Here is a 16,999-nt window from a genome sequence, read left to right as displayed (position 1 = left end):
GGTGGGGCGGTTGCCGTCCTGATGCTAAGCGGTTGCTCAACCGCGGGCGGGGGTGAGTCGGATCACGATGGACTTGCTGGCCGGGGTGTTGCTGCCGTCGGCGGTGGCGTCGAGCGGGACGAGGACGTTGGTCTCGGGGTAGTAGGCGGCGGCGCAGCCGCGCGCGGTGGGGTAGTGGACGACGCGGAACCCGGGGGCGGTGCGTTCCGTGCCGTCGTGCCATTCGCTGGTGAGGTCGGCGTAGGCGCCGTCGGCCAGGCCGAGGGCGGTGGCGTCGTCGGGGTGGACGAGGACGACGCGGCGGCCGTCCTTGATGCCGCGGTAGCGGTCGTCGAGGCCGTAGATGGTGGTGTTGTACTGGTCGTGGGAGCGCAGGGTCTGCAGAAGGAGCCGGCCCTCGGGAACGTGGGGGTGTTCGACGGGGGCGGCGGTGAAGCGGGCCTTGCCGGTGGCGGTGGGGAAGCGGCGGTCGTCGCGGGGAGCGTGGGGGAGGGTGAAGCCTCCGGGCCGGGCGATGCGGGTGTTGAAGTCCTCGAATCCGGGGATGACGCGGGCGATGCGGTCGCGTACGAGGCTGTAGTCGCGCTCGAAGTCCTCCCAGGGTGTGGTGCTGGCGGTGCCGAGGACGCGGCGGGCGAGGCGGGCGACGATGGCGGTCTCGGACAGCAGGTGTTCGCCGGCGGGTTCGAGGGTGCCGCGGGAGGCGTGGACCATGCCCATGGAGTCCTCGACGGTGACGAACTGCTCGCCGGTGGCCTGGACGTCGCGTTCGGTGCGGCCGAGGGTGGGCAGGATGAGGGCCCGGGAGCCGGTGACGACGTGTGAGCGGTTGAGCTTGGTGGAGACGTGGACGGTGAGGCGGGCGCGCCGCATCGCGTCCTCGGTGACGCGGGTGTCGGGGGAGGCGGCGACGAAGTTGCCGCCCATGGCGAAGAAGACCTGCGCGCGTCCGTCGCGCAGGGCGCGGATGGACTCGACGGTGTCGAGGCCGTGTTCGCGGGGCGGGGCGAAGCCGAACTCGCTCTCCAGAGCGTCGAGGAAGCCGGGGGTCGGGCGTTCGACGATGCCCATGGTGCGGTCGCCCTGGACGTTGCTGTGGCCGCGTACGGGGCACACTCCGGCGCCGGGGCGGCCGATGGCGCCGCGCAGCAGGAGGAGGTTGACGACTTCGCGGATGGTGGCGACGGCGTGCTTGTGCTGCGTCAGTCCCATGGCCCAGCACACCACGATGCGCCGGGATTCCAGCACCATGCGCAGGGCTTCCTCGATGCGCGAGCGCTCCAGGCCGGTGGCGGTGAGGGTCTCCTCCCAGCCGGTCTCGGCGGCGGCTTTGACGAGGTCCTCGTAGCCGTCGGTGTGGGTGTCGACGAACTCCTGGTCGACGGCGCCGGGGGATTCCAGGACGAGCTTGTTGAGGAGGCGGAAGAGGGCCTGGTCGCCGCCGATGCGGATCTGGAGGAAGAGGTCGGTGAGCGGGGTGCCGGTGCCGGCGAGGCCGCGGGGGGTCTGCGGGTTGCGGAAGCGCTCCATCCCGGCTTCGGGGAGCGGGTTGACGGTGATGATGCGGGCCCCGCCCTGCTTGGCCTTCTCCAGGGCGGTGAGCATGCGGGGGTGGTTGGTGCCGGGGTTCTGGCCGGCGACGATGATGAGCTCGGCCTGGTGGAGGTCCTCGAGGAGGACGCTGCCCTTGCCCACGCCGAGGGTTTCGGTCAGGGCGGTGCCGGAGGACTCGTGGCACATGTTGCTGCAGTCGGGCAGGTTGTTGGTGCCGAACTCGCGGGCGAAGAGCTGGTAGAGGAAGGCGGCCTCGTTGCTGGTGCGGCCCGAGGTGTAGAAGACGGCCTCGTCGGGTGAGTCGAGGGCGCGCAGTTCGTCGGCGATGATGCCGAAGGCCTGGGTCCAGCTCACGGGCTGGTAGTGGTCGGCGCCCTTGGCGAGGTAGACGGGCTGGGTGATGCGGCCCTGCTTGCCGAGCCAGTACCCGGAGCGTTCGGCGAGTTTCGCGATGGTGTGGCGGGCGAAGAAGGCGGGGGTGACGCGGGCGCGGGTGGCTTCTTCGGCGACGGCCTTGGCGCCGTTCTCGCAGAACTCGGCGGCGTGCCGGCGCTCGTCTTCGGGCCAGGCGCAGCCGGGGCAGTCGAAGCCGTCCTTCTGGTTCACCCGCAGGAGGGTGAGCGCGCTGCGTTTGACGCCCATCTCGCGGTGAGCCATGCGCAGGGCGTGGCCGATGGCGGGCAGTCCGGCCGCGGAGCGCCGCGGGGGCCGGACGCTGGGGGCGTCCTGGACGGGGTCGCCGGAAGAGGACGGAGTGGCACGCGTCATGCTCCGATCCTGCCACGCGTGCGGGCGGGCCGGTCGTGTCCGGTGCGGAGGGGCGGTGCGGCTCGGGGTTGTCGGTGGGGCGTGGCAGGATCGGGGGCGTGGCAAAGGACGAGCAGAGCAGGCGGGCAGGCGGCGTGGCGGTACAGGAGCAGGCGGAGCGGGGCGGTGCGCGGAAGCTGCTGCTCATGGACGGGCACTCGCTGGCCTACCGGGCGTTCTTCGCTCTGCCGGAGGAGAACTTCTCCACCACCACGGGGCAGACGACGAACGCGGTGTACGGGTTCGTGTCGATGCTGTCGAACACGCTGCGTGACGAGGCGCCCACGCACTTCGCGGTGGCGTTCGACGTCTCGCGCAAGACGTGGCGGGCGGAGGAGTTCGCCGAGTACAAGGCGAACCGTTCGAAGACGCCGGACAGCTTCCGCGGGCAGGTGGAGCTGATCGGCGAGCTGCTGGACGCGATGCGGGTCAAGCGGTTCGCGGTGGAGGGCTTCGAGGCGGACGACGTGATCGCCACCCTGGCCACGCAGGCGGAGGCGGAGGGGTTCGAGGTCTCCATCGTCACCGGCGACCGGGACTGCTTCCAGCTCGTCTCGGACCGGGTCACGGTGCTCTATCCCACGAAGGGGGTCTCGGAACTGACGCGGTTCACTCCGGAGAAGGTCCGGGAGAAGTACGGGCTGGAGCCCGCCCAGTACCCGGACTTCGCGGCCCTGCGGGGTGACCCGTCGGACAATCTGCCCGGCATCCCGGGGGTGGGGGAGAAGACGGCCACGAAGTGGATCACCCAGTTCGGCTCGTTCGACGAGCTGGTGGCCCGGGTGGACGAGATCAGGACGAAGGCCGGGCAGAACCTCCGGGACCACCTGGAGGCGGTCAAGCTCAACCGGCGGCTGACGGAGATGGTGCGGGACGTCGAGCTGCCCTGCGGCCCGCCGGAGCTGGAGCGCGCGGGCTACGACCGCGAGACGCTGACCTCGCTGCTGGACGTGCTGGAGATCCGCAACCCCAACTTCCGTGAGCGGCTGTTCGCCGTCGACCCGGCCGCCGCCGAGGCCGGGCAGGAGGCCCCGGCCGCGGGCGTGGAGCTGGACGGGCGGGTGCTGCGGGGCGGGGAGCTGGCACCGTGGCTGGCCGGGCACGCGCCCCCGGCGGGCCGTCCGCTGGGCCTGGTGTCGGTGGACGACTGGCGGCTGGGGGCGGGCCAGGTCAGCGAGGTCGCGCTCGCCACGGCGGACGGCCCGGCCGTCTGGTTCGACCCGGCCACGCTGGACGCGGCGGACGAGCAGGCGTTCGCGGCGTGGCTGGCGGACGCCGAGCGGCCCAAGGTGGTGTACAACGCCCGGGCCACGCAGCGGGTGTTCGCCGAGCACGGCTGGCGGGTCGAGGGCATCACGACGGACCCGGCGCTGGCCGCCTATCTGGTGCAGCCCGGGCGCCGCAGCTTCGCGCTGGAGACGCTCAGCATCGAGTTCCTGGGCCGTGAGCTGCCGCAGCCCGCCGAGGGCGCGGCGGGGCAGCTGGCGCTGGGAGCCGACGAGCAGGAGCAGGCCGACGCCCTGATGGGGCAGGCCCGCACCGTGCTGGACCTGGGCGAGGCGTTCGCGGAGCGGTTGGCCGAGGTGGGCGCCGCCCGGCTGCTGGCGGAGATGGAACTGCCCGTCTCGGAGCTGCTGTCCCGCATGGAGCGGGCGGGGATCGCGGCGGACCGCGCGTGGCTGGGCGGTCTGGAGCAGCAGTTCGCGGACGCGGCCCAGCAGGCCGTGCGGGAGGCGCACGCCGCCGTCGGGCACGAGTTCAACCTGGGCTCGCCCAAGCAGCTCCAGGAGGTCCTCTTCGGCGAGCTGGGCCTGCCGAAGACGAAGAAGACGAAGACGGGCTACACCACCGACGCCGACGCGCTGGCGTGGCTGGCGACGCAGACGGACCACGAGCTGCCGGTGCTGATGCTGCGCTACCGCGAGCAGTCCAAGCTGCGCGCCACCGTCGAGGGGCTGATCAAGACGATCGGCGCGGACGGACGCATCCACACCACCTTCAGCCAGACGGTCGCCGCCACCGGCCGGCTGTCCTCGACCGAGCCGAACCTGCAGAACGTCCCGGTGCGCACCGACGAGGGGCGCGCGATCCGCCGCGCGTTCGTCGTGGGCGAGGGCTTCGAGTCGCTGATGACGGCCGACTACAGCCAGATCGAGCTGCGGGTCATGGCGCACCTGTCGGAGGACGAGGGGCTCCTTGAGGCGTTCGCCTCCGGGGAGGACCTCCACACCACCGTCGCCTCGCAGGTGTTCGGCGTCGCGCCCGAGCAGGTCGACGCCGAGATGCGGCGCAAGATCAAGGCGATGTCCTACGGACTGGCCTACGGGCTCTCCGCGTTCGGGCTGTCCCAGCAGCTGGGCATCAGCCCCGAGGAGGCGCGCGGGCTGATGGACACCTACTTCGAGCGCTTCGGCGGCGTGCGGGACTATCTGCGCCACGCCGTGGAGGAGGCCCGTGCCGTCGGCTACACCAACACGATGCTGGGCCGCCGCCGCTACCTTCCGGACCTCAACTCCAGCAACCGGCAGCGCCGGGAGATGGCCGAGCGGATGGCGCTCAACGCCCCGATCCAGGGCACCGCCGCCGACATCGTCAAGATCGCCATGCTGCGGGTGGACGAGGCGCTGCGCCGGGAGGACCTCTCCTCCCGGATGCTGCTCCAGGTACACGACGAGATCGTTCTCGAAGTCGCCCCGGGAGAGCGTGAGGCGGTCGAGGAGCTGGTGCGACGGGAGATGGCGGGCGCGGTGGAACTGCGCGCCCCGCTGGACGTGTCCGTGGGGGTGGGCCCCGACTGGGAGTCGGCGGCCCACTGACCGCCGGGCGAAGTCTGAAGCCCCGGGGCCCGAAGGCGTGACCGCGGGCCCCGGGGTGCCGTATGGTCACTTCGCTGACTGCGGCGGCAGGGTCATGACGGTCAGCGCGACCACGTGGGCGACAGGGGAGGAAACGGCCATATGTCCGGTCGTACCGGGGGCAGGATTCGCAGGGGCGTGAGCGCCACGGCCGTCGCGGCGGCGGCCATGGTGGCCCTCACCGCGTCGCAGGCGCCGGGCATACCGCTGCCGCTCGCCGGGCCCTCGGCCGAGGACCCCGCGCGCGGGGCGGACGACACGCCCCCGGCCGACGGCAACGGCCCGTACCACACGGAGCTTCCGCCGCTGGAGTCCCCCGGTCCCTCCGGGCGCCCGGGGCATTCCGACGACGCGGACGAGCCCGTCGTCACCGGTCCCGCCGAGGCGGGCATCCCCGCCACGGTCCTGAGCGCCTATCAGCAGGCGGAGAGCACCCTGCGCAGCGAACAGCCCGGCTGCAACCTCCCCTGGCAACTGCTCGCGGCCATCGGCAAGGTGGAGTCCGGGCATGCCCGGGGCGGTGCCGTCGACGCGCGCGGCACGACGGTCGAGCCCATCCGCGGGCCCCGGCTGGACGGCAACGGCTTCGCGCGCATCACGGACACCGACGGCGGCGCCTTCGACGGCGACACGACCTACGACCGGGCCGTCGGGCCCATGCAGTTCATCCCCTCCACCTGGGCCACCTGGGGTGCCGACGCCAACGGTGACGGCGCCCGGAACCCGGAGAACGTCTTCGACGCCGCGCTCGCGGCCGGGCGTTACCTGTGCGCCGGCGGCCGGGACCTGTCGAACGCGGCGGACCTCGAGCGGGCCATCCTCAGCTACAACAGGTCCCGCGACTACCTGCACACCGTCCTGTCCTGGCTGGAGTTCTACCGCAAGGGCGTCCACGAGGTGCCCGACGGCAGCGGCGAGCTCCCCGACTCCCCGGGCGCCGGCAACCCGGACAGGCCCGCCGTCCGCCCGGCGGACGACGAGCAGCCGAAGGAGAAGCGGGAGCCGGAGCCCGACGCGGAGCCGGGCAAGGACGAGGAGAGCGACGCGCCGAAGCCTCCGGGCAAGGGCGACCGCGACCCGGACGGCGACGTGCCGCCCGACGAGGACCCCGGGGACGGCACCGGCGAGGTGCCCGATGACGGCGCGGACGGCCCCGACAGCGGGCCGAACACGCCGCCGGGGGAGGAGCCCGACGGCGACACGCCCGGGGACGAGGAACCGGACGAGGAGCCGGAGGACCCGGACAGCCCGGACGAGGAGCCGGAGGACCCGGAGCAGCCCGGGGACCCGGAGGAGGAGCCGGACGAGCCGGGCGAGTGCCCCGTCGACCCTGCGGAGCCCGGGGACCCCGAGGACCCGGACACCGAGGAGCCCGGGGAGGGCACCGAGGAACCGTCGGAAGACCCGGAAGTCGAGCAGCCGGACGCCGGGGACCCGGAGGCGACGGACCCGGACGGTGACGACCCGGAGGACCCGGACGGTGACGGCGGCGACCCGGAGGCCCCGGACGCCGAGGAGCCGGACGGTGACGGTGACGACCCGGAGGACCCGGAGGACCCGGACGCCGAGGACCCGGACGCCGACGACCCGGAGGACGGTTGCGAGGGCGCCGACGGGGACACCCCGGAGGAGGACGAGCAGCCCCGGCACGGCGAGCAGACCGCCGACGAGGGCGGGGCCACCGGGGGCACGGGCGACTCCGGGGCGGACGCTGACGACGCCGCCCGGCCCGAGGACGCCGCCCGCACCGAGTGAGCCGCGCCTACCCGCGTTGCCGCGGCTTGGCGCGCCGGGTGGCCTGAGCCGTCGTCGGGTCCTCTGGGCCACGGGTGCCGGGGGTAGCGGCCGCGGAGTTCGGACCGCACGGCGTGGTAGCCCTCGGCCCAGAACGAGGCGAGGTCGGCGGTGACGGCGGCGGGCCGCCCGGCGGGCGAGAGCAGATGCACGAGCAGCGGGACGCGGCCGTCGGCCAGCCGCGGGGTGTCCGTCCAGCCGAACAGCTCCTGGAGCTTGACGGCGAGGACGGGCCGCTCGCCGGAGTAGTCGACCCGGATCCGTGAGCCGGAGGGCACCTCGACGCGCTCCGGCGCCAGTTCGTCCAGCCGGGCCGCCTGCCTGCCCGCCCAGGGCAGCAGGGAGCGCAGGAGGGCGAGGGTGTCGACGGTGTCGAGCCGCTCGCCGGTCAGCCAGGTGTCGGCGTCGGCCAGGAGCGCGCCGTCGCCGACATCGGGCCAGGGGGCGCCGAGCTCCCGGTGCAGGAAGGCGAGCCGCAGCCGCAGGGCCCGGGCCGGTTCGGTCCAGCGCAGCAGGCCGGGGCCCTCGGTGCGCAGGGCTTCCAGCAGAGCCTGGCGGAGCCGCTCGGGCCCGGGCCGGGACAACGGTCGCGCGGAGAGCTCGATGGCGCCGAGCCGGGTGACGCGGCGGGCGGTGACGGTCGAGCGCTGGGCGTCGAACGTGACGTCGTCCTCCTCCCGGTACAGGGCCGCGGCGGCGTGGCGCGCGGTGTCCTCGTCGACGGGGGTCACCAGGCGAGCGCGTGCGGAGGCGGCCCCCGCGGGCCGGTCGGCCACCGCCACGGCCAGCCAGGGGGCACCGCCGTGCGGCGCGTCGACCTCGACCCGGGTACCGGAGGCCATGAGGTAGCTGCCGCCCGCCCCCGCGGGGCCCTGGCGGCGTGCGACCCGTTCGGGGTAGGCGAGGGCGACGACGGTGGCCGCCGCGTCCTCCGCCGCACCGGCGGCCCCGGAACCGGCCCGCTCGGGGATGTCGGCGACCGCGCGGCGCAGGCGCCCGGCCTCACGCCGCCAGCGGGCGGCGTAGTCCGCGGGGGCGGCGCTGCCGCCGCGGCGGACGGCGCGCAGCGCGTCGGCCAGGTCGCGGCCGAGCCCGCGGGGCGGCTCCTCGCTGAGGAGCGCGACGGCGTCCGCGGCGGCGCGGGGGCCGACGCGGCGGGCACCGTCGAGGAGGGCGCGGGCGAGCCGGGGGTGGAGCCCGAGGCGGGCCATGGCGGTGCCGCGCGGGGTGGCCCGGCCGGCCGCGCCGATCGCGCCGACGGCCCGCAGCACCTCCCCCGCGGCCGCCATGGCCCCGGCGGGCGGCGGGTCCAGCAGCGCGAGGCCGTGGCCGCCGGGCTCACCCCAGCAGGCGGCCTGGAGCGCGAAGGCGGTCAGGTCCGCGACGGCGATCTCCGGCTGGGGGAAGCGCGGGCGGCGGGCGTCCTCGGCCTGGGCCCAGCAGCGGTACACGGTGCCCGGCGCCTCGCGCCCGGCCCGTCCGGCGCGCTGCCGGGCTGCGGCCTGGGAGGCCCGGACGGTGGTGAGGGCGCTGAGGCCGCGGGCGTGGTCGGTGCGCGGTTCGCGGGCGAGTCCGGCGTCCACGACGACGCGGACGCCGGGCACGGTGAGGCTGGATTCGGCGACGGCGGTGGCGAGGACCACCCGGCGCCGTCCGCCGGCGCCGGGACCGGCCAGCACGGCGTCCTGGGTCTCGGCCCGGGCCCGGCCGTGGACCCGGAGGACGTCGACGCCTTCGAGGTCGCCCAGGGCCGCGGCGACGCGGCCGATCTCCCCGACGCCGGGCAGGAAGCACAGGACGTCGCCTGAACGTTCCCGCAGGGCTCGGCGGACGACGGCGGCCACGTGGCCGAGCAGGGCCGGGTCCACGCGCAGGCCGTGCGGCGGGGCGATGGGGGCGGCCGGGGGCGCCCACACGACGTCGACGGGGTGGCTGAGACCCTCCGCGGCCACCACGGGAGCGTCCAGCAGTCGGGCCCAGCCCTGGGCGTCGGTGGTGGCCGAGGCCGCGACGAGCTCCAGCTCCGGGCGCAGCGTCTCCCGCACGTCCAGCAGGAACGCGGCCGCGGTGTCGGCGTCCAGGTGCCGCTCGTGGCACTCGTCGAGCATGACGGCGTCGGTTCCGCGCAGCTCCTGGTCGCGCTGGAGACGCTGGAGCAGTACGCCGGTGGTGACGACCTCCACCCGGGTGTCCGGTCCGGCGCGCCGTTCGCCGCGCACGGTGTAGCCGACCCGCCCGCCCACGCCCTCGCCCAGCAGCCAGGCCATGCGCCGGGCCGCCGCCCGCGCGGCGATGCGGCGGGGCTCGGCCACGACGACGCGGCGCACGGGGCCGTCGTCGAGGAGCCCGGCGAGCGCCAGCGGAACCAGGGTCGTCTTGCCGGAGCCGGGAGGGGCGCACAGCACGGCGCCGCCCGCCGTGGCGAGCGCGTCGCGCAGGGCGGGCAGCGCCTGTGCGACGGGAAGGTCGCGGGCCCGCTCCCGCGAGGCGGCCGTCCTCGTCCCGGTGGTCATCGGGCGTCAGTCCCGCTCGCAGACGAAGACGGCGGTGCCGGGGATGAGGGAGCCGCGCAGCGGCGACCAGCCGCCCCACTCCCGCCCGTTCCACGCGGGCCACTCGGGCTCGACGAGGTCGGTGAGCCGGAGTCCGGCGGCGGAGATGTCGCGGATCCGGTCGCCCAGGGTCCGGTGGTGCTCGACGTACCGGGCCCGGCCCTGTTCGTCCTGCTCGACGTAGGGGGTGCGGTCGAAGTAGGAGGCGGAGACGGTCAGCCCCTCGGGACCGGGCTCGTCGGGCAGGGCCCAGCGGATGGGGTGGGTGACGCTGAAGACCCAGCGGCCCCCGGGCCGCAGTACGCGCCGCACCTCGCGGAAGACGGCGACCGGGTCGGCGACGAAGGGGATCGCGCCGTAGGCGGAGCAGGCCAGGTCGAAGCTGTGGTCCGGGAAGGGGAGGGCCCCGGCGTCCGCCTCGACCAGGGCGATGCCCTCGGCGCCGATGCGCAGGGCGTGCTGGAGCTGCCGGTGGGAGACGTCCAGGGCGACGGGGCGGGCACCGTGCGCGGCCAGCCAGCGCGAGCACTGGGCGGCGCCCGCGCCGATCTCCAGGACCCGCGCCCCGGCGAGCCGCTCGGTCGGGCCCAGGAGCCGGGCCTCGTCCTCGGCCAGCCCCTCGGGGCCCCACAGGAAGCGGTCGTCGCCGAGGAAGGCGCCGTGCTCGTTCTGGTAGGCGTCGGCGTTGCGGTCCCACCAGAGCCGGCTCGCTCGGCTGCTCTCGGCCTCGCCGACGGCGCGTCGCACGGCCTCGCCGTCGTCCGAGCCGTCGCCGGAGGCTCCGCCGACGCCTCCGCCGACGCCTCCGCCGAGGGCGTCGCCAAGGGCATCGTCCAAGGCCCCGTCGTGCACGTCCGCACTCATGTCGTCTCCCCGCACCCCGTCGTTCTCGTGTGGCGACCGTAACGATAAGCTGAGGCCACTTGTACGTGCGGCGTGCGGATGAGCACACTGCGATGCGCGTCGGCCGGGGTGCCGAGGGTGGCGGTTTCGCCCCATCCGCCCCTCGTGTCGCAATCGCGCATTGACCGTGCCCGGATGCGGCCGTATGCTACAAGTTGCGCTGCGGGCCTGCGGACCTCGGACGGAGCAGGTCACGCTCGCATCTGTTGTATGTCCCCTCGGTTGTCGAGGTGCTTTCGGAAAACGGGGAAGCGCCTCTCAGGCTGTCCGGCTTCGGCGGTGCGATAAGGGCTCACGGCGTAGCAGTACCTACGACTTCTGTGTCCGTACCGGAGCCCTTTACCACATGACGAGCAGCACCGAGACCACCGTGACCACCCCGCAGGTTGCGGTCAACGACATCGGTTCCGAGGAAGCCTTCCTCGCCGCGATCGACGAGACGATCAAGTACTTCAACGACGGCGACATCGTCGACGGCGTCATCGTGAAGGTCGACCGGGACGAGGTCCTGCTCGACATCGGTTACAAGACCGAGGGCGTCATCCCTTCCCGTGAGCTGTCGATCAAGCACGACGTCGACCCGAACGAGGTCGTGGCCGTCGGCGACGAGATCGAGGCCCTGGTTCTCCAGAAGGAGGACAAGGAAGGCCGCCTGATCCTGTCGAAGAAGCGCGCCCAGTACGAGCGGGCCTGGGGCACGATCGAGAAGATCAAGGAAGAGGACGGGATCGTCACCGGTACCGTCATTGAGGTCGTCAAGGGTGGTCTCATCCTCGACATCGGCCTCCGCGGCTTCCTCCCCGCGTCCCTGGTCGAGATGCGCCGCGTCCGGGACCTGCAGCCCTACGTGGGCAAGGAGCTCGAGGCCAAGATCATCGAGCTGGACAAGAACCGCAACAACGTGGTCCTGTCCCGCCGTGCCTGGCTGGAGCAGACCCAGAGCGAGGTCCGCCAGACCTTCCTCACCACCCTGCAGAAGGGCCAGGTGCGCTCCGGCGTCGTCTCCTCCATCGTCAACTTCGGTGCCTTCGTGGACCTGGGTGGCGTGGACGGCCTGGTGCACGTCTCCGAGCTGTCCTGGAAGCACATCGACCACCCGTCCGAGGTCGTCGAGGTCGGCCAGGAGGTCACGGTCGAGGTCCTGGACGTCGACATGGACCGCGAGCGCGTCTCCCTGTCGCTGAAGGCGACCCAGGAAGACCCGTGGCAGCAGTTCGCCCGTACGCACCAGATCGGCCAGGTCGTGCCCGGCAAGGTCACCAAGCTGGTGCCGTTCGGTGCGTTCGTCCGCGTCGACGAGGGCATCGAGGGCCTGGTCCACATCTCCGAGCTGGCCGAGCGCCACGTCGAGATCCCGGAGCAGGTCGTCCAGGTCAACGACGAGATCTTCGTCAAGGTCATCGACATCGACCTGGAGCGCCGCCGCATCAGCCTCTCGCTGAAGCAGGCCAACGAGTCCTTCGGCGCCGACCCGATGGCCGTCGAGTTCGACCCCACGCTGTACGGCATGGCGGCGTCCTACGACGACCAGGGCAACTACATCTACCCCGAGGGCTTCGACCCCGAGTCGAACGACTGGCTGGAGGGGTACGAGAAGCAGCGCGAGGAGTGGGAGAACCAGTACGCGGTTGCCCAGACCCGCTTCGAGCAGCACCAGGCCCAGGTCATCAAGTCCCGCGAGGCGGACGCCCAGGCCGAGGCCGAGGGGGCCGGCGCCGGTGCCGCTCCCAGCGGCCAGGGCGGCGGCGGTTCGTACTCCTCGGAGTCCACTGACGACTCCGGTGCGCTGGCCTCCGACGAAGCCCTCGCCGCACTCCGGGAGAAGCTGGCCGGCGGCCAGAGCTGAGCCCTGCGCCCGGCGCGAGCACGACCGACGAGGGCCCGTCCCCCCCTGGGGGCGGGCCCTCGCCCGTGTCCGTGTCGGCGTCCGCGTCCGCGTGGCGAACGCGGACGCCCGCACCGGCCGGCGGCTGGTGGTCCGGTGGAGCGCGGGTCGAGAGCGGCGGGGGGCGGGAATGCCAAGCCGGGCTTGTGCGTTGGCACAGAGCGGAACCGCTGGACGGAGGGGCGAGAGAACGTGTTGAAGCCGCGCGAGCTGTACGAATGGGACCCGAGTGGCCTTCGGGCGGTGGACGAGATCATCGACCAGGGCGTCGGATCCGGTTTCGTCCTGCTGTACCACTTCGAGGGCTTCATCGACGCCGGCGCCACCGGCGAGCAGATCACCTCCCTCCTCCTCGACGGACGCCCCCGGCAGACGATCGCCCGGTTCGACGTCGACCGTCTGATCGACTACCGGGCGCGGCGCCCGATGATGACGTTCCGACGGGACCAGTGGGTGTCCTACGACCGGCCCGCACTCGAGCTCCGGCTGCTGCGGGACGCGACGGGCAGTCCCTTCCTGCTGCTCAGCGGCCCCGAGCCGGACGTGCACTGGGAGGCGTTCGTCGCCGCCGTCCGGGAGATCGTCGAACGGCTGGGCGTGCGGCTCTCGGTGGGCTTCCACGGCATCCCCATGGGCGTGCCGCACACCCGCCCCGTCGGCCTCACCCCGCATGGGAACCGCGCCGACCTCGTGCCGGGCCACCCCGGGCTCTTCGACGAGGCGCAGGTGCCCGGCAGCGCTGCCTCCCTGCTGGAGCTGCGGCTCGTCGACGCGGGCCACGACGTCCTGGGGGTGGCCGCGCACGTCCCGCACTACGTGGCCCGCTCGCCGTACCCGGACGCCTCGCTGGTCGTCGTGGAGGCGATCACCGCCGCCACCGGGCTGGTGCTGCCCGCCATCGCCCACACGCTGCGCGGGCGGGCGCACACGACGCAGACGGAGATCGAACGGCAGCTCGCCGACGGGGACAGCGAGCTGGTCGCCGTCGTCCGCGGCCTGGAGCAGCAGTTCGACGCCGTCGCCGGTGCCGCGACGCGCGGCAACCTGGTGGCCGAGCCGTCGGAGCTGCCCTCGGCCGACGAGCTGGGTGCCGTCTTCGAGCGCTTCCTGGCCGACCGCGAGCGGGAGTCCGAGGAGGGCGAGGGGGGAACCGGCCAGTAGGGTTGCGGCCATGCTGACAGTGGGACTGACCGGGGGCATCGGCGCGGGCAAGAGCGAGGTCTCGCGCCTGCTGGACTCCTACGGAGCGGTGATCGTCGACGCCGACCGGATCGCGCGCGAGGTCGTCGAGCCGGGCACCGAGGGCCACGCCGCCGTGGTCGCCGAGTTCGGCGAGGGCGTGCTGCGGGCCGACGGGGCCCTCGACCGGCCGGCCCTCGGCCGGATCGTCTTCAACGACCCGGACCGGCTCGCCGCGCTGAACACCATCGTCCACCCCCTCGTCGGTGCCCGATCCGCCGAACTCCAGCGGGCCGCGGGCGAGCACGCCGTCGTCGTCCACGACGTCCCCCTCCTCACGGAGAACGGTCTGGCCTCCCTCTACGACGTGGTCGTGGTCGTGGACGCCTCGCCCGAGACGCGGCTCCACCGCCTGGTGCACCTGCGCGGGATGTCCGAGGAGGAGGCGCGCTCGCGGATGGCGGCCCAGGCCACCCGGGCGGACCGGCTGGCCATCGCCGACCACGTCATCGACAACGACGGTCCGCTGGAGAAGCTGGAGCCCCAGGTGAGGGAGCTATGGGAGCGCCTGCGGAGGCGTGCCTGAGGTTCTCGCCGGGAATGCTCCCGGGCACGCGGTCGTTGTCCCGGCCGAAGGAGGCGCCTGTGATGTCCCGAACGCCCCAGACCAACGTGATCGATTTCCGTGCCGCGGAGAAGCTGCTCGAAGCCCGCGATCCACGTGGTGCGGTCAAGCTGCTCGACCCGTTGATCACCGCCCACCCGGAGAACACCGCGGCGCGGCTGCTGCGGGCCAGGGCCTTCTTCCACTCGGCCCAACTCCGCTCCGCCGAGCTGGAGTTCCAGCTCGTCATCGAGCGGGAGCCGGACAACGCCTTCGCCCACTTCGCCCTGGCCAGGACCCTGGAGCGAGCGGGCCGGACGGGCGAGGCGCGCCGGCACTTCCGGCTGGCCGCCGCCCTGGAGCCGCGGCCGGAGTACGTGGAGGCGGCCGGGTTCGAGGCCGGCTGACCTACCGGGACGGGCGCGGCGCTCCCACGCCCCGTCCGTCCCGTCGGCCGCGGCCCCGCCACGCCCCGTCGGCCGCTCCCCGGCCCGGGCCGCTGACGTGGGCCGGGATCCCCCGATAGGCTCAGCGGCCGTGATATCCCGCCGCACCACCGCAGCCGCCGCGCTCGTCCTCCTGGCCACCGTCGCCACCGCCTGCACCGTCGACGACACCGCCGAGGACGGTGGGCCCGGACCCGACGGGCGCGTCCTCGCGGCCCTGCGAGAACTCCCCGTCAAGGACCGTGCGCCCCGCACCGGTTACGACCGCCGCATGTTCGGCAGCCCCTGGGCCGACGTTGACCAGAACGGTTGCGACACCCGTGACGACATCCTCGCCCGCGACCTGCGGGACGTGAAGCTCACCGAGGACGACTGCACCGTCGAATCCGGGACGCTCCGCCCCGACCCGTTCACCGGCACGGTGGTCCACTTCGAGAAGGGCGGCGCGAGCGAGGTGGACATCGACCACCTGGTGGCGCTCTCCGACGCCTGGCAGAAGGGTGCCGACGGCTGGAAGCCCGCCCAGCGGATCGCCTTCGCCAACGACCCCCTCAACCTCCTGGCCGTCGACGCGGGCGCCAACCGTGCCAAGGGAGACGCCGACGCCGCCGAGTGGCTGCCGCCGCACGAGCCCCACCACTGCACGTACGCGGCGGCCCAGGTGGCGGTCAAGACGAAGTACGGACTGTGGGTCACCCAGGAGGAGAAGGACGCGCTCTCCCGGGTGCTGGAGCCGTGCCCGGACACCCCGCTGCCCACGGGAAGCGCCCCGACGACGGCCCCGCCGGAGTTCAGCGCCCCGTCGTGACGAAGACCAGGTAGCGGCCCGGGGAAACGGCCCGCATCGTGGCCCGGGCCGCGGCCAGCGCCTCGTCCACGACGGGGAGTCCGGCCTCGGCCAGGGACAGCCGCGCCCTGCGCCGCTCCAGGTCCTGGCGGCGGACGCGGGCGGCCTGGGCCGCCCGGCTCTCGGCACGCGTCAGCCGGTCCCGTTGCTCCCTGAGCTCCTGACCGGCCCGCAGGGTGGCCAGCGCGGCGGCCGTCCCGGCGGCGGCGCGCTGGTCCTCCAGAGCCGTTCTGCGGTCGCGGAACTGCGCCGCGATGACGTCCCTCTCCGCCGGGGCAGCGGTCCGTCGCAGCGGGCGCGGGCGGCCTCGGCCAGTTCGGCCCGGCAGGCGTCGAGCGTGCGGGCCTGCTCCGGGCCGAGCGGCTCGACCTCGCGCACGCCGGCGTACCGCAGTTCCCGTTCGATCCGCCGCTCCCGGTACTGGCCGAGGGCCCGGTGGTCCAGAGGGAGAACGCGAGATCGTGAACATGACCCGCGCCCAGATCGCCGGGCGTGCGGATCGGGCGGCACTCCGGGGCCCTGGGTCTGGCAACGACCCAGGGCCCCTCCATCCGGCCTCCGCGGCCGTCGCCGTCCCCCGTCGTACAGTCGCACCATGAGTGACGGAGAATCAGACGCCCATCAGGCCGTGTTCGCGTGCACGCTGGGCACCGCCGAGGAACCGGACAGCCTGCTGCTGCCCGGCCACGACGTACCGCTGGGCCGCTACACGACGGTGCGGCGGCTGCTGCCGCAGCGCCGGCGCCGCATGGTGGGCGCCTGGTGCTTCGTCGACCACTTCGGGCCCTCCGACGTCACCGGGCGGCCCGGCATGCAGATCGCGCCCCACCCGCACACCGGCCTCCAGACCGTCACCTGGCTGGCGGACGGTGAGATCGTGCACGCCGACAGCCTCGGCAACCTCCAGCCGATCGCGCCGGGACAGCTGAACCTGATGACGTCGGGTCACGGCATCGCCCACTCCGAGCAGTCGCCGCCGGAGCATCCGCCCGTCATGCACGGCCTCCAGCTGTGGATCGCGCTGCCGGAGGACGCCCGGCACGGCGAGCCGCGCTTCGAACACCACGGGGACCTGCCGGTGCTGCGGGACGGCGCGGCCACGGTCACCGTCGTCGCCGGGGAGCTGGCCGGGGCGCGCTCGCCCGCCCGGGTGCACAGCCCCCTGTTCGGAGCCGAGATCCGCTTCGGCGGTCCGGGCTCCGTGCGGCTCCCCGTCGAGCCGACCTTCGAGGCAGCGGTGTTGACGATGTCCGGCACCGCGGACGTCGCCGGCACCGCGCTGGAGCCGGGCTCGCTGCTCTACCTCGGCCGGGGCCGCGAGGAGCTCGACGTCCGGGCGGCGGGGGAGGCCCGGCTGTTCCTGTTCGGCGGCGCGCCCTTCGAGGAGCCGCTCGTCATGTGGTGGAACTTCGTCGGGCGGAGCCACGAGGAGATCGTGCGGGCCCGGGCCGACTGGGAGGACGGCACCCGCTTCGGCGTGGTCGGGCACTGTACGGACGCCCCGCTGCCCGCCCCCGCCCTGCCCACCGTCCGGCTCAAGGCCCGCGACCGGCACGGGGAGACCGCTCCCTGA

Annotated in this window: 10 protein-coding genes and 1 pseudogene; 8 read left to right on the top strand and 3 right to left on the bottom strand. The window is 73.9% G+C overall.

All coding sequences use genetic code 11. From position 1 onward, the window contains the following. Window positions 1-36: 36 nt before the first annotated feature. Window positions 37-2,322 (bottom strand): FdhF/YdeP family oxidoreductase, encoded by a 2,286-nt coding sequence (locus tag O7609_RS02985; protein ID WP_269743038.1) that lies wholly within the window; start codon window positions 2,320-2,322, stop codon window positions 37-39. Window positions 2,323-2,507: 185 nt separating this feature from the next. On the opposite strand from O7609_RS02985, the gene polA reads away from it, so the two are divergent. Beyond that, a complete protein-coding gene (polA, locus tag O7609_RS02980) occupies window positions 2,508-5,177 on the top strand; it encodes a DNA polymerase I (protein ID WP_269736995.1) in 2,670 nt (889 codons plus the stop codon). A 177-nt stretch (window positions 5,178-5,354) separates the two neighbouring features. Then, on the top strand, window positions 5,355-6,971 hold the full coding sequence (locus O7609_RS24550; RefSeq protein ID WP_332330032.1) for a lytic transglycosylase domain-containing protein: 1,617 nt from the start codon (window positions 5,355-5,357) through the stop codon (window positions 6,969-6,971). Window positions 6,972-6,978: 7 nt separating this feature from the next. On the opposite strand, the pseudogene hrpB reads toward O7609_RS24550, so the two are convergent. Both hrpB and O7609_RS02965 read right to left on the bottom strand, forming a co-directional pair. Continuing rightward, window positions 6,979-9,523, bottom strand: a pseudogene (gene hrpB, locus O7609_RS02970) (ATP-dependent helicase HrpB). Window positions 9,524-9,529: 6 nt separating this feature from the next. Continuing rightward, window positions 9,530-10,426 carry a class I SAM-dependent methyltransferase gene (locus O7609_RS02965; RefSeq protein WP_269743037.1) on the bottom strand — a complete coding sequence of 299 codons (897 nt, stop codon included), beginning with the start codon at window positions 10,424-10,426 and terminating at the stop codon, window positions 9,530-9,532. 385 nt (window positions 10,427-10,811) lie between these two features. Here O7609_RS02965 and rpsA point away from each other — a divergent pair, with 385 nt between their 5' ends. The 6 genes from rpsA to O7609_RS02935 all read left to right on the top strand — a co-directional run bounded on the left by rpsA (window position 10,812) and on the right by O7609_RS02935 (window position 16,999). Then, window positions 10,812-12,311 carry a 30S ribosomal protein S1 gene (gene rpsA, locus O7609_RS02960; RefSeq protein WP_269733337.1) on the top strand — a complete coding sequence of 500 codons (1,500 nt, stop codon included), beginning with the start codon at window positions 10,812-10,814 and terminating at the stop codon, window positions 12,309-12,311. A 231-nt stretch (window positions 12,312-12,542) separates the two neighbouring features. After that, entirely contained in the window at window positions 12,543-13,511 is a 969-nt protein-coding gene (locus O7609_RS02955; protein ID WP_269733336.1) for a PAC2 family protein, read from the top strand. A 10-nt stretch (window positions 13,512-13,521) separates the two neighbouring features. After that, window positions 13,522-14,115 carry a dephospho-CoA kinase gene (coaE, locus tag O7609_RS02950; protein ID WP_269743036.1) on the top strand — a complete coding sequence of 198 codons (594 nt, stop codon included), beginning with the start codon at window positions 13,522-13,524 and terminating at the stop codon, window positions 14,113-14,115. Window positions 14,116-14,177: 62 nt separating this feature from the next. Continuing rightward, entirely contained in the window at window positions 14,178-14,540 is a 363-nt protein-coding gene (locus O7609_RS02945; protein WP_443072046.1) for a tetratricopeptide repeat protein, read from the top strand. A gap of 133 nt (window positions 14,541-14,673) precedes the next feature. Continuing rightward, entirely contained in the window at window positions 14,674-15,387 is a 714-nt protein-coding gene (locus O7609_RS02940; RefSeq protein WP_443072225.1) for an HNH endonuclease family protein, read from the top strand. Window positions 15,388-16,021: 634 nt separating this feature from the next. After that, window positions 16,022-16,999 (top strand): pirin family protein, encoded by a 978-nt coding sequence (locus O7609_RS02935; RefSeq protein WP_269733332.1) that lies wholly within the window; start codon window positions 16,022-16,024, stop codon window positions 16,997-16,999.

Source organism: Streptomyces sp. WMMC1477 (assembly GCF_027460245.1).
Classification (GTDB): domain Bacteria; phylum Actinomycetota; class Actinomycetes; order Streptomycetales; family Streptomycetaceae; genus Streptomyces.
The sequence above is the reverse complement of the archived record's forward strand: the minus strand, read 5'-3'. Positions and strand labels throughout refer to the sequence as shown.

Coding starts and splice junctions, on each gene's coding strand:
- O7609_RS02985 (WP_269743038.1), bottom strand. CDS start 2,322: ATGACGCGTGCCACTCCGTCCTCTTCCGGCGACCCCGTCCAGGACGCC.
- polA (WP_269736995.1), top strand. CDS start 2,508: ATGGACGGGCACTCGCTGGCCTACCGGGCGTTCTTCGCTCTGCCGGAG.
- O7609_RS02965 (WP_269743037.1), bottom strand. CDS start 10,426: ATGAGTGCGGACGTGCACGACGGGGCCTTGGACGATGCCCTTGGCGAC.
- rpsA (WP_269733337.1), top strand. CDS start 10,812: ATGACGAGCAGCACCGAGACCACCGTGACCACCCCGCAGGTTGCGGTC.
- coaE (WP_269743036.1), top strand. CDS start 13,522: ATGCTGACAGTGGGACTGACCGGGGGCATCGGCGCGGGCAAGAGCGAG.
- O7609_RS02945 (WP_443072046.1), top strand. CDS start 14,178: ATGTCCCGAACGCCCCAGACCAACGTGATCGATTTCCGTGCCGCGGAG.
- O7609_RS02935 (WP_269733332.1), top strand. CDS start 16,022: ATGAGTGACGGAGAATCAGACGCCCATCAGGCCGTGTTCGCGTGCACG.